Consider the following 14449-nt stretch of genomic DNA (forward strand, 5'->3'; position numbering starts at 1 on the left):
TATTTGTGATTCTTTCCTAGAATCAGTTGATCGAAAACGTACTCCTTATACTCAATGAAAATCAAAGAGCAAACTAGGAAGCTAGCCGCAGGTTGCTCAAAGCACTGCTTTGAGGTTGTAGATAGAACTGACGAAGTCAGTAACATATATACGGCAAGGTGAAGCTGACGTGGTTTGAAGAGATTTTCGAAGAGTATTAGCGAATATCTAGGTAATCCAAGACCAATTCGCAGAACATCATGTTGGCCCATGAGAACCATTCACGAGAGTAGAGAGTCGGGTCATCTACGTGGAAGCTTTCATGCATAACACCTGTTCCGCCATCACAGGCAACTAGCTGGTCTAGCAAGTATTTTTTCTCAGCTTTATCTGTAGCTGTTAAGCCTTGAATTGATAGGGCAATCGGCCAGATATAACGATAGAAGGTATGAGAGCTTCCAAGTCCGCTAACGTATTCTCCTTGGTAGAAGTAGGGATTTTCAGGGCTGAGAATGGTGCGGCGAGTTGCTTGATAGACCTCATCGTTCACATCACAATAACCAAGATAGGGAGCAGCTAACAAACTTGGTACGTTAGGGTCGTCCATGATGCTAGCATTTCCTAAACCGTCTACTTCAAAGGCATAGATCTTCTCGCCCTTGCTGTTAGTCGTGTAGGCGTAATTTTCGATCCCTTCTTGGATTTCAGCTTGCAGACGTTTTGCATCTGCAATGATACTCTCACTATCGGCTAGATTCAATTCTGCAAAGATTTCCTGGACATATCCCAAAACAACCACCGCAAACATATTTGATGGAATCAAGTAGCTATACTGACAGCAGTCATCACTTGGACGAAAGGCTGACCAGGTCATTCCTGTCACGGCAAAGTCTGGGCCAAAGCCGTCATTGACCAAGGTATCTTCCTTACGGTCGGTATCACGAACAAAGCGATATGGTGAGTTCTTGTGGTCTTGTTCCACTGTCCAGAGATGGAGGATCTCCTTAGTCGCCGTAACAAAAGTTTCATCAAACTGGCTAGTCTCACCAGTTTCCTTCCAAAGAAGGTAAGCCAATTGCAAGGGATAGCAAAGCGAATCTACTTCATACTTGCGTTCCCAAATCCAGCCATTGAGGTCTGTATGGTCTGTCTCGTGATGACCCTTCCAGTTCTCCTCAATATTGAAAGAGTTGGCATAGGGATCCTTGAGAATCAAAGTCATCTGGCGTTTAACCAAACCAGCAATGGTCTGGCGCAAACGAGGGTCTCTTTTTGCCACATGAAGGTATGGTCTAAGCTGAGCAGTCGAGTCCCGAAGCCACATAGCTGGGATATCCCCAGTCAGCACAAAGGTCGAGCCGTCTTCTAAAATTTCAACTGTATTGTCTAAAGTGTCTGTATAGCAACGCTCAAAAACATCGACCCATTCAGGATGTTCCTTGGCTCTCTCCGCCACCTCATCTAGCCACTCTCTGACGATTTCTTTAGAATAAACCATAAACTATTTTGCCTCTTTCAAACAGATTTTCATTTTCAGTATATAGCTTTTAGCCCAGAAAATATATACACAAATGTTAGTCATTATTCTACAAAATTGTTATATTTTGAAGTCATTTTCTAAAAGTTTCCTTTTTCTGATATAATGTAGAAAACTACAGAAGGAAATCGCTATGAAACCGATACTTGAAACCATTGATACCCGTTTTGGCACCGCTAGTAAGCATGCCTTTTCACGAGGCAATACACTACCATACACTGGAGTACCTTTTGGGATGAATTACTTTGTTCCACAAACTAGTGATCAGGAAGGATCTTGGTTTTTTGATCCCCATCTTCCCATATTTCAGGGTGTTCGACTAACCCACCAGCCTAGTCCTTGGATTGGCGATTATTCTTGGTTGCTACTGACTCCTGTTACAGGAGAAATCAGTGGCGGTACCCTCTTCCATCGTCAGTCTTCTTATAACCTTGATCGTGCTATTTTCAATCCCCATTATCTCAGAGTTTTTTCTGAGCGTTATCAGATTGAAACCCAACTCACACCTACTTGCTATGGGGCTTCTATTCAACTAAGACAGATACAAGGCAAGAAGCTCTCACTCTATCTGCATGCAGCTGATGATTTATCATTAGAGCAAGTAGATGAGCGTACTGTCAGCCTTGGTCAAAGCGGATTAACCGAAACAAATAAGAGTCCTCTCGTTATGTTCACTGCTCTCGCATTCTCTACGGATATTCTATCTATCAATCAAGTGGGGCAAGACTGGCATATCGACTTGGCTGGAGCAGAAGCTCTAGTTCAACTAGCTACTTCTTTTATTTCTAAAGAACAGGCCCTCTTTAATCTGCCTAGAAAAGACTTTGAAGAAATGAAATCAGAGGCTAAAGCAAGTTGGGAAGACCTTCTAGGTCGTTTTGATGTCGTGGAAACCGGCTCTGTAGACCGAACATTTTTTGATCACTGTCTGTATAGACTCTTTCTTTTCCCACAAACATTCTATGAGGTAAATGAGCAAGGCGAGACTATTCATATAGACCTTGCTTCAGGGACGATCAAGCCTGGTCTGCTCTTTACCAACAATGGTTTTTGGGATACCTTCCGCACTTCATTCCCTCTCTTTGCCTTGATTGTTCCAGAGTACTATCGTCAATTTCTTGAGGGCTTCCTCAATAGCTATAGAGATACTGGGTATCTCCCTAAGTGGCTGGCTCCTGACGAAAGAGGAATGATGCCTGGGACTTTGATTGATGGTGTACTAGCAGATAGTGCTTGCAAAGACATGGCACCTGAACTTGAAGAAGAATTTCTCAAAGCCATGATCGAAACTGCGACAAAGGCAGATCCAAAAGTTATCAACGGGCGACACGGCCTAAGCCAATACCAAGAACTGGGCTATTTATCCACAGATTATCATGAAAGTGTCAGTCACACACTTGACTATGCTTACAGCGATTTTTGTATCTCTACTTGTTCAGAAAAATTAGGTCAAGAAGAGCTAGCCCAAACCTATGCTCACTATTCTAAAAACTATCAAAACCTCTTTGACTCTGAGACGGGTTACATGAGGGCGCGTGATGTAGATGGCAACTTCCGTCCTGACTTTTCTCCTTATAGTTGGGGTCGTGACTACGCTGAGTGTTCAGCTATTCAAGCCAGTCTCGGTGTCTTACACGATATTTCTGGACTTAGCCAACTAATGGGAGGGAAAGAAGTCTTTAGCAACTATCTTTTGAAAGCTTGTCAAAGTCTCCCACTTTTTGAAACAACGGGCTATGGATATGAAATTCATGAGATGAGCGAGATGGCAACAGCTCCATTTGGTCAACTAGCCATTTCCAACCAACCAAGTTTCCACATCCCTTATCTGTTCCGCTACAGTAATTATCCCCAATATACTAGTCTCTTAATCAAGACCCTCCGTCAAAAAGCCTTCCGAGCTAGCTGGGATGCTTATCCGGGCGATGAGGATAATGGTAGTCTTTCGGCTTGGTATGTCTGGTCTGCTCTTGGACTTTACCCAACCTGCCCAGGAAAAGCAAGTTATGACCTTGGAATTCCGCTCTTTGATCACCTTCGTGTCTATCTGGCAGAAAAAAATCAGTGGTTGGATGTTCGTACTCAACAAAATTATGAACACTTCCACTTTGTCCAAGACTGTCAACTGGACGGAAAAGAAAAACAAAGTATCAGCCATCAGGAACTGCTCAATGCTAAGACTCTTGACTTTACCCTCAGCTGGTTACCGAAGCACTAATAGATCAAATCCCTTTGTCATGCACAAAGGGGTTTTCTTATCCATATAAAGTTATCCACAAACTGTGAATAACTTTCAACCTTTTTTTAGAAAAGATTTTCAAGTTTTTCCAAAATATCTTTCCAACCTAAGTTCATAGGATGTACAAGAGAATAACGTCTATAAACCTTGTCCTAACACGGTTTATAAAAGATTGATTTGTTTCCTACTCTATAAATTTCGTCTCTCTTTTTCCTATTAAAATTATAAAGAGACAGTTGTTGATGATACCTTGACCTATCCACAAGTTGTGGATAAGTTTTTCTCAACTAAGCAACCCTAGTGCCTATCTGTTAGCTGGTTTTTACAATTTTTATAGTAAATTTCAAATTTTGTTAGGCGCTTTCAAAAAATCATGATATACTGAAATTATCAGAAAAGGAGACATTATGAAAAAAGATCAACACCAACTTAATTGGCTGATGGTTTCTCTGATTGCTTTCAACATGGTTTGGGGGCTAGGAAACGTCGTCAACAACTATTCTCAACAGGGGATTTCAGTAGTCGTATCTTGGGTTTTAATCCTCGCACTCTACTTTATCCCATATTCACTCATCGTCGGACAACTAGGTTCTACCTTCAAGGAAAGTGGAAGCGGTGTTAGCGACTGGGTTGAAAAAACATCAACCAAACGCCTCGCCTACTTTGCCGCTTGGACCTACTGGGTTGTGCATATCCCTTATCTTGCACAAAAACCTCAAGGAATCCTGATTCCGCTTGGATGGGCCTTGCAGGGTAACGGACAATTTCTAAAACAAATCGACATCCACTGGATTGTTATTCTCTGCTTGCTAATCTTTGGACTTTTCCTCTACCTTTCTACAAAAGGATTGACAACTCTAAAAGTCATCGGTAGCTTGGCAGGAAGTGCCATGTTGATTATGTCTTTACTCTTTGTGCTTTTGGCTGTCGGTCTGCCTTTCATCAAACCAGACATCCAGTTTGCGACACCGCACATGGATCAACTGAGCACCTACATTCCAAACTTTGATTTTTCTTATTTTACAACCATCTCATTACTGGTCTTTGCAGTTGGTGGTTGTGAAAAAATTTCCCCTTATGTGAATCAAACCCGCAATCCTGCAAAAGAATTTCCAAAAGGTATGATTGTCATGGCCATCATGGTAGGACTCTCTGCTATCCTTGGTTCAGTTGCCATGGGAATGCTATTTGATGGTAATAACATCCCTGAAGATCTTATGCGTAATGGTGCTTATCAAGCCTTCCAAATGTTAGGAAATTCTTGGGGAGTTGGAAATCTTTTCGTTGTGATTTACGCTCTTACAAATATGGTCGGACAAATCGCGGCACTTGCCTTCTCTATTGACGCACCATTACAAATCCTACTCAATAACGCTGACGAAAACTACATCCCAAGCTGGCTTCGTAAACGTACTGAAAAAGGTGTCCTCATTAACGGCTACCTCCTTACAGGCGTCCTCGTTAGCCTTATCATCATCCTTCCAATTTTTGGTATTCAGGAAATTGACGGACTTGTAAAATGGATGACCAACCTCAATTCTATCGTAATGCCAATGCGTTATCTCTGGGTATTCCTTGCCTATATGATGCTCAACCGTGCTTGGAAAACATACAAAAATGCGGAATACAAGTTTGTTAACAATCCTAAACTTGGCTTTGTGATTGGTACTTGGTGCTTCCTCTTCACTGCCTTTGCTTGTATCCTAGGTATGGTTCCAAAAATTAGCTATGCTGAGAATCCAACTGCTTGGCAATTCTCTCTTCTTACAAACATCTTGACCCCAATTATTCTGATTGGTTTAGGTGTTATTCTACCAATCCTTGCAAAAAAAGAACAAAAGAAACAAATCAAATAAATCCTACTATTAGCTAGATAGTTTCACTTTTGTCTTTTCCTGAAAGAAAAATCCCCTTTGAACCATAATGTTCAAGGGGATTTCTTTTTTGTCTGATAGGCCATTTCTACTTAGCTTCGTACCAAGTTACGCCTTCATTTTCATCAGCAATTAGTGGCACACTGAGTTGAATGGCTTCTTCCATGGTTTGTTTGACAAGTTTTTTAATAGATGCCAATTCTGACTTAGGCACTTCAAGAACAATTTCATCGTGTACTTGTAGAAGCATCTTAGTCTGATAACCACCCTCTACCAAGGCTTTATCTAGCTGAATCATGGCGATTTTGAGAATATCTGCAGCCGATCCTTGAATAGGTGAGTTGATAGCTGTACGCTCTGCAAAACCACGAATGTTAAAGTTACGCGAATTGATATCTGGTAACTCACGACGACGTTTGAAGAGAGTATCCACATAACCCTTATCACGCGCCTCACGAACGACTTCATCCATGTAATTTTTGATACCTGGGAAGCGTTCAAAGTAAGTGTCGATGTATGCTTTAGCCTCTTTACGGCTGATACCTAGATTATTCGATAAACCAAAGTCTGAAATTCCGTAGACCACTCCAAAGTTAACAGCCTTGGCATTGCGACGATCATTTGGAGTCACATCCTCAGGGCGTTCAATTCCAAAGACTCGCATGGCTGTCGAGGTATGGATATCAGCTCCCTCTTGGAAGGCCTTGATTAAGTGCTCATCCTTAGAGATATGCGCCAAAACTCGCAACTCAATCTGTGAATAGTCCGAGCTGAGAAGGACACTATCCTCCCACTCTGGCACGAAAGCCTTACGAATGAGGCGACCTTGTTCCAAGCGAACAGGAATATTTTGCAAGTTTGGATCGACACTAGACAGACGACCTGTCTGAGTCAAATCCTGCACATAGCGCGTGTGAATCTTGCCATCCGCTAAAATCCAATCCTGCAAACCAATCACATAAGTGGATTGAATCTTGGCAATCTGACGGTAATCAAGAATTTTCTTAACGATTGGTGCAATAGGGGCTAGACGTTCCAAGACATCTACTGCTGTCGAGTAACCAGTCTTAGTTTTCTTGGTGTATTCGAGAGGGAGTCCTAGCTTTTCAAAAAGTAATTCCCCCAGCTGTTTTGGTGAGTTGATATTAAACTCTTCACCAGCCAGCTCATAAATCTCTTGCGTCAACTTCTCGATGACGAGCTCATTTTCAGCTTGCATCTCAAGAAGTGTTTCTTTTTTGACCTTAATCCCAGCGATTTCCATCTTAGCAAGAACAAAGGCCAGAGGCTGCTCCATATCATAGAGGAGGTCTAATTGTCCATTTTCACTTAACTTTTCAAGCAATACAGGCTCTGTCTCAACTAATACAGCAACCTTACGAGCCAAGTGCTCCAAGAATTTCTCTCGCTCTGGAATAGCTTTCTTGACCCCCTTACCGTAGAAGGTTTCATCATCGACCAGGTAAGTTTGACCGTAGAGACTAGCAATAGTTGAAATTTCATTGTTCTCGACAGTAGAGAGAAGGTATTTGGCCAAGCGACTGTCAAAAGCTGGAGCCTGCAAATTCAAACCAAAACGATTTAAGAGAACTTTAGCTTTCTTAAAGTCATATACTTTCAGAGGTGTTTTTTCTAGAAAATCCTTAAGAATCGGATCCTGCAGAAGTTCCAGCTTATCTGTAGCATAGAGTTTGTCTCCGCACGACCAGGCAAAACCAATCAAGTCATCTATATGGTAGTTTTCTCCAAAGAGTTCAAAGTGGAAGATGGAGTCTTCGCTCAGCATATCTTGACTCACTTTATCCACTATAGTGAAATTCAAAGTATCAGCTTGGTTAGTCTGAGAAGCATTCAAGGCTTGCTTGAGCTGTTTAAAGCCCATCTCATCGTAGAATTTCCCAAGGTTTTCCACATCTGGACCGCTATAAACCAAATCATCCAGACCTATCTCAATCGGTGCCTTGGTATCGATAGTTGCCAGTGTTTTAGACAGAAAGGCTTGTTCCTTGTCATTGACAAGATTTTCCTTCATCTTTGAAGCCTTCATGCTGTCAATATTTTCATAAATACCTTCCAGCGAGCCGTGTTCTAACAAGAGCTTGATACCAGTCTTTTCACCAATCTTAGTCACCCCAGGGATATTGTCAGACTTATCCCCCATAAGGGCCTTAAGGTCAATAAACTGAGCTGGTGTGATTCCCATCTTTCCCATGAGATATTCTGGTGTAAAGGCCTCAAACTCAGCCACACCTTTCTTAGAAATCTCAACCACGGTATGATCATCCGTCAGCTGAATCAAGTCCTTGTCTCCGCTGACAATGGTCACATCAAATGAATCCTTTTCAGCCAAACGACCTAAGGTACCAATGATATCATCCGCCTCATACTGGGCTAATTCATAGTGGCGAATCCCAAGATGGTCTAGCAACTCACGAATGAAGGGAAATTGCTCACGAAACTCATCTGGAGTCTTAGCACGACCACCCTTATAATCAGCATACATCTCTGTACGGAAAGTCGTTTTTCCCGCATCAAAAGCAACCAAAATGTGGCTTGGCTGGACACGTTCCAGTAGGTGATTTAGCATCAGATGAAATCCGTAGATTGCATTGGTATGTAGTCCATTGTCATTTTTAAAACGATCCAGTTGCTGATAAAGTGCAAAAAATGCTCGAAAAGCAACTGAAGATCCATCAATCAATAATAATTTTTTCTTGTCCATACACCCATTATAAAGGAAAGCAGGGAAAAATACCATTGCTAAGAGTTAGATTATCGGTGAAGGCTTATTGGGGTGATTCTTCCACTCGCGCACCATTGCTGTCAACTTGGAATCCATCGATAGTCGTATCTACTGCCAATTCTCCAGATGCGTTCACGTAATAATATTTCCCTGAAACTTGGAACCACTGACTAGTCTTCATAGATCCTGAGTTTTCAAGATAATACCAAATACCTTTATCCTTCAACCATCCTGTCTGCATTTCTCCAGATGATTTCAAGTAGTACCACTTGGAACCGTCTTTTAGCCAACCTGTTCTCATTGAACCATTAGTTTGGAAATAGTACCAACTACCGTTTATCTTTTTCCAACCAAGAGCGACTTTCCCATTTTCATAATAGTACCAAGTTGTCCCCTGTTTTTCCCATCCATTCTTAGCAGTTGCTGTTTTAGCTAGCTGGACATATCTGCGATTTCCAGTTCGGGATAGATAAGAAATCCATTTATAACCATCTTTTTCAAGAGTCTGATCGTAATGAACACTTTCTCCAGGATAGTAATAGTCAATAATCGCAGCCACTTGTGATGGCTGGTTCATAATAGCAGCTTTTTCTGTAAAAACATGGGTTCCACTAGATACTAAAGTTGACTGATGATTTCCTGTGCTAGCCTGTCCGACATCTTTAAAATGAATGAAACCAGACATAGAGCTTGCCTTCACAAGTCTACGATTGTACTTCTCTCTAATACCATAATTGTACTCCTCAATTTCAATCATATCACCAAAAACATTAGAAACCCATGCAACGTGGCCATAGTCTCCGCTTCCGTCCCAAGCAATCGAACCAATTGTTGGAGTCTTGTCCACACGATAACCTTCTCGTTTAGCACGATAACCCCAATCCTTAGCATTCCCGTACGCAGCAGGTAACTCAAAACCATTGACACTACTTAAACGAAAGGCAGCGAAAGATGTACACTGTCTGGAGTATAGACGCCATTTATCAATTTCTTGACTTCCATTTTTATAATAATAGGGATAATCATCTCCTCGTGCCAGTGAGCCATTGTTTGCCTGATTGGCATGAACAGCTCCTCCACCAAACAAAAAAGCACCTGCTAACAGTAGGGAAGCTGTCCCCACTGTCGTTCTCTTAAGAAAAGTTCCCTTTTTACTATATGTCATTCATTCTCCTTCGAATAGATAAATTTTTGAGGTTGACCTCATTTATATCATTCGAAAGAAAAATAAAAAAGTGAGAAAACTCCCACTTTCAACCTTAATCCAAATAGTGAATCAAATTCTTTTCCGTTAAAATATCAGAATACGTGAAGGATTCAACGTAGACGTTGGCCTGTTTGTCCCCTTCAACATCCCCAAATTCAACGATAAAGAGTGATGGATAGACTTCAATAAGTCTTCCTAAGCGATTCTTTTGGCGTTTACGACCATTTTCCAAGGTCATTTCCACGACTTGTCCTTCATGCGCCTTGATTTCTTCTTTGATTTTTTTCATCTTGGCTACATCTGTAAATGCATCTGTCATCTTTGTTCCTCTCTCTTCGAAATACTTGAAAACTTGTTATACTCTTTTTGGAAAATCAATTCTACCGTTCCACGTGCACCGCTACGGTTTTTCTCGATAATAACTTCTACTTTGTTATTAGGAAGACCTTCCTCTTCTTCGCCACCACGCTCATAATAGTCATCACGATAGAGAAAGGCTACGATATCCGCATCCTGCTCGATAGATCCAGACTCACGAATATCTGATAATACCGGTCTTTTATCTTGACGTTGTTCAACACTACGCGACAACTGACTTAGCGCGATAACGGGAACCTTCAATTCCTTGGCCAGAATTTTCAACTGACGTGAAATCTCTGATACCTCTTGCTGACGGTTCTCACGACCAGTCCCTGTGATTAACTGCAGGTAGTCAATCAAAATCAATCCAAGATTGCCTGTTTCCTGAGACAATTTTCTGGCGCGTGAACGAATCTCTGTGATTCGAATCCCTGGTGTATCATCGATATAAATACTTGCTTTTGCAAGATTACCTTGAGCAATCGTATATTTGCGCCACTCTTCCTCAGTCAATTGCCCTGTACGGATAGAGTGAGACTCCACTAGTCCTTCGGCAGCCAACATACGATCGACCAGACTCTCAGCACCCATCTCAAGTGAGAAAATTGCAACGGTCTTGTCTAGCTTGGTTCCGATATTTTGAGCAATATTCAAGGCAAAAGCAGTCTTACCAACCGCAGGACGAGCAGCAAGAATGATTAACTCCTCCTCGTGCAAACCAGTTGTCATATGATCCAGGTCCTGATAACCAGTTGCAATCCCTGTAATATCAGAAGTTTGTTGTGAACGAGCTTCTAAATTTCCAAAGTTAAGATTTAGGATGTCTCGAATATTTCTAAAACCACTACGATTTGCATTCTCACTGACATCGATCAAACCTTTTTCTGCTCGCGCAATGATTTCATCTGCTGGACTAGAGGCTTCGTAAGCTTGGTTTACAGACTCTGTCAACTTAGCAATCAAACGACGAAGCGTGGCTTTCTCTGCTACAATTTTTGCATAGTATTCAGCATTTGCAGAGGTTGGTACAGAGTTGATAATCTCAACAAGGTAGGACAAGCCACCAATATTTTGTAAATCACCTTGATCATCTAATATCGTACGAACAGTCGTTGCATCAATGGCTTCGCCTCGATCCGACAAATCAACCATGGCCTGAAAAATCAAACGGTGAGCATACTTAAAGAAGTCTCGAGAGTCAATATATTCTCGAACAAATACGAGTTTACTCTCATCGATAAATATAGCTCCCAATACCGATTGTTCTGCCAAAATATCCTGGGGCTGAACTCGTAGTTCCTCTACTTCTGCCATCAGATTTCCCTTCCTTTTACAAAATCATTACTCAAATCTAGCTTAGCCTTCTTTTACACGAAGATTGATGATGCTAGTTACATCTTGATAAATTTTTACTGGAACATCAATCAAGCCAACTGCTCGAATTGGAGATTGAACTTGAATATGACGTTTATCAATTTTAATTCCAAATTGTTTTTGGAGCTCTTCCGCAATTTTCTTGCTAGTAATTGAACCAAAAGTTCTTCCATCTGGACCAACTTTTTCAACAAACTCAACAATTGTTTCTTCTGCTTCAAGTTTCGCCTTAATTTCTTGTGCTTCTGCAAGAAGTTGAGCATGTGCTTTTTCTTCAGATTTTTGCTTCCCGCGCAACTCACCAATTGCTTGAGAAGTCGCTTCTTTAGCAAGGTTTTTCTTAATCAAAAAGTTTTGCGCATAACCTGTTGGCACTTCCTTGATTTCGCCTTTTTTTCCTTTGCCTTTTACATCTGCTAAAAAGATTACTTTCATTCTTCTGTCTCCTTTTCTCTAATTTCATTAGAAATAACGGTTTTTAGTTTATCACCTGCTTCTTGCAGGGTCATATCTGTCAGTCGGGCAGCTGCCAGGTTGAAGTGACCTCCACCTCCCAACTCTTCCATAATCCGTTGCACATTGATCTTACTTCGACTTCGTGCAGAAATGGAAATATCCCCTTGGTTGTTTTTAGCAATGACAAAACTAGCTTCAATACCTGACATAGCTAACATAGTATCAGCTGCTTTACTAATCACTACAATATCATACTCCTTACCATCCTTGGCCTGAGCCACAAGAATAGAAGGTTGTACGACCTGTCCTTGCAAGATTAGCTCATTAACCAATCGATACTCTTCAAAGTCAGTCGCCGCAAGTTCTTGAATTACAATACTATCACTACCACGTGTTCTTAGATAACTTGCCACGTCAAAGGTTCGGCTAGTTACACGAGAGGTGAAATTCTTAGTATCCAGCATCATACCGCCCATAAGAACACTGGCTTGGATACGACTTAAGCGTGCTTTCTTAGAGTTTTGGAATTGAATTAACTCTGTTACAAGCTCGCTCGCGCTACTTGCTCCACTCTCGATATAGGTGATAACAGCATTTTCCGGGAAATCCTGATCTCGTCTATGGTGGTCAATAATGATGGTTTGTGTGAATAAATCATAAAACTCTTTTGACAAGGTTAAAGCTGTCTTAGAATGGTCGACCATCACTAGCAAGGAACGATTAGTGACCATTCCCATAGCTTGAGTTAGAGGGATGAGTTTTGTTACTCCCTCATTCTCTAAGAATTGAATGGCACGATGAATGTCCGGAGACATTTGTTCTGCATCATAGACCACATAACTTTCATCCAAGACGTTACTCGAGAACAATTGCATACCAACAGCAGAGCCTAAAGCATCCATGTCTAAGTTTTTATGACCAACTACGAAAACATGGTCAACACTTCTCAACTTTTCAGAGATTGCCGTCATCATTGCTCTTGTACGTGTTCTTGTTCGCTTAATAGAAGCTGCAGAGCCACCACCAAAATAAATTGGATTTTTCGTCTCATCATTTTCTTTTACAACGACCTGGTCTCCACCTCGAACTTCTGCAAGGTTGAGATTTGATAAAGCAACTTTACCAATACCCTCATGATCGCCATCACCGTATGACAAGCCCATACTCATGGTTAAGGCTAAATCTCTCTGCTTAGCTTCTTCACGGAAGGTATCAATTACAGAAAATTTATCCTGCATCAATTGCTCTAATACCGTATAGTCGGTAAATAAGTAAAAACGATCCATGGTCACTCTACGAGAAAACATCTGATATTTTCCAGTAAATTCTGATACAAAATTTGCGACAAAACTATTAATATGACTGATGTCAGATTCAGATGTTTCGTCCTCTAAATCATCATAATTATCTACCGAAATAATACCAATAACAGGGCGACTTGTAACCAATTCTACTGTGGCTTCGTACTCTCCAGAAACGTCAAAAAAGTAGAGTACACCAGAATTTCTATCTAGATGTACAGCATAACGTTTTTCTCCCACATTTGCATAAATTCCAGGAGAAGATATGGATGTTTTTATAATTTCTTGAACTTGAGGAAGATCAATTTCTCCATCTTCCGTTGTCAGCATTAACTCTGCGTAGGGATTGAACCACTCAATCTCACTACTTTCCATGTTTAGTTTGACAACTCCAACCGGCATCTGTTCTAAGAGTGAACTTAAACTATCTTCCGCCTGATGGTTTACGTACTGAATTTGTTCAATTTCTGTTTTTTGATAAGATTTCTTCTGAAAATAAAATAGCAAAAGAAATGCCACCATCAAGAAAAATAAGCATGCTATTGTGACTAGGTTATTTTGAAGAAAAATAACCAATACAGTCATGATTATAAAAGCAATCCCAACAAATAAGTATATAAAAAAGGGATTCATTTCATTTTTTTTCATTACAAACCTCTTGCGCAATATTATACCATATTTGCACTGAAAAAGCGACCTTTAAAGAAGGAATAGCACTTGTGCTCAAATGTAGTATTCATGAACACAAAAGGTAGTTTACACTAGTGTAAACCACCTTTTTAATCTAAGCATATTAAGTATTATGATTCTTTCACTTCAAGAAGACCAATATCTCCATCTTCGCGTCGATAAATGACATTTGTTGTTTCATCTTCAACATCGATATAAATGAAGAAATCATGGCCCAATAAGTCCATCTGAAGAAGTGCTTCTTCAAGGTCCATTGGTTTTAAATCAATTTGTTTTGAACGAACAACTTTAGGTTGAGCAGCATCTGTCTCTTCTACCAAGGCATCTGTAAATAGTTGGCTAGTAGAAACTTTATTTCTGTTCTTACGTTCAATTTTAGTTTTATTTTTACGGATTTGACGTTCAATCTTATCTGTCACCAAATCAATAGATCCATACATATCTTGAGAAACGTCTTCTGCACGAAGAGTTATAGACCCAAGCGGAATTGTTACTTCTACCTTAGCAGTCTTTTCACGATACACTTTCAAATTTACACGTGCATCTAGTTCTTGATCTGCTTGGAAGTATTTTTCGATCTTTTCGAGTTTAGAAACTACATAATCACGAATTGCTTCAGTTACTTCTAGGTTTTCACCACGGATACTATATTTAATCATATAAGTACCTTCTTTCTAAACATATTTGTT

At 40.6% G+C, this 14449-nt stretch carries 10 protein-coding genes; 2 read left to right on the forward strand and 8 right to left on the reverse strand.

Annotated features, from left to right (window positions below):
* Nucleotides 1-196: 196 nt before the first annotated feature.
* Complete coding sequence (locus tag ACWPUA_RS07105; RefSeq protein WP_454380049.1) at nt 197-1477, reverse strand: glycoside hydrolase family 125 protein; 1281 nt, start codon at nt 1475-1477, stop codon at nt 197-199.
* Nucleotides 1478-1649: 172 nt separating this feature from the next.
* Between ACWPUA_RS07105 and ACWPUA_RS07110 the strand changes: the two genes are divergently transcribed.
* Nucleotides 1650-3734: a GH92 family glycosyl hydrolase gene (locus ACWPUA_RS07110; protein WP_454380051.1), complete on the forward strand. Its 2085-nt coding sequence runs from the start codon at nt 1650-1652 to the stop codon at nt 3732-3734.
* A 428-nt stretch (nt 3735-4162) separates the two neighbouring features.
* A complete protein-coding gene (locus ACWPUA_RS07115; RefSeq protein WP_006153364.1) occupies nt 4163-5611 on the forward strand; it encodes an APC family permease in 1449 nt (482 codons plus the stop codon).
* A gap of 106 nt (nt 5612-5717) precedes the next feature.
* Here ACWPUA_RS07115 and polA read toward each other — a convergent pair whose 3' ends face one another.
* The 7 genes from polA to hpf all read right to left on the reverse strand — a co-directional run bounded on the left by polA (nt 5718) and on the right by hpf (nt 14419).
* The gene (polA, locus tag ACWPUA_RS07120) at nt 5718-8351 is read right to left on the reverse strand and encodes a DNA polymerase I (RefSeq protein WP_454380054.1); all 2634 of its coding nucleotides are present in this window, start codon (nt 8349-8351) and stop codon (nt 5718-5720) included.
* Nucleotides 8352-8415: 64 nt separating this feature from the next.
* Entirely contained in the window at nt 8416-9537 is a 1122-nt protein-coding gene (locus tag ACWPUA_RS07125) for an SH3 domain-containing protein (protein WP_454380056.1), read from the reverse strand.
* A 94-nt stretch (nt 9538-9631) separates the two neighbouring features.
* A complete protein-coding gene (locus ACWPUA_RS07130; RefSeq protein WP_004250994.1) occupies nt 9632-9898 on the reverse strand; it encodes a Veg family protein in 267 nt (88 codons plus the stop codon).
* Entirely contained in the window at nt 9895-11253 is a 1359-nt protein-coding gene (dnaB, locus tag ACWPUA_RS07135) for a replicative DNA helicase (protein ID WP_320693913.1), read from the reverse strand. Before dnaB ends, ACWPUA_RS07130 begins: the two co-directional genes overlap by 4 nt.
* A 42-nt stretch (nt 11254-11295) precedes the next feature.
* Nucleotides 11296-11748 (reverse strand): 50S ribosomal protein L9, encoded by a 453-nt coding sequence (rplI, locus tag ACWPUA_RS07140; RefSeq protein ID WP_006153400.1) that lies wholly within the window; start codon nt 11746-11748, stop codon nt 11296-11298.
* On the reverse strand, nt 11745-13592 hold the full coding sequence (locus ACWPUA_RS07145; protein ID WP_414266942.1) for a GGDEF domain-containing protein: 1848 nt from the start codon (nt 13590-13592) through the stop codon (nt 11745-11747). The genes rplI and ACWPUA_RS07145 overlap by 4 nt, the downstream gene beginning before the upstream one ends.
* Before the next feature lie 278 nt (nt 13593-13870).
* Nucleotides 13871-14419: a ribosome hibernation-promoting factor, HPF/YfiA family gene (gene hpf / locus ACWPUA_RS07150; protein ID WP_006153348.1), complete on the reverse strand. Its 549-nt coding sequence runs from the start codon at nt 14417-14419 to the stop codon at nt 13871-13873.
* Nucleotides 14420-14449: the final 30 nt, after the last annotated feature.

Source organism: Streptococcus sp. Marseille-Q6504 (genome assembly GCF_965111625.1).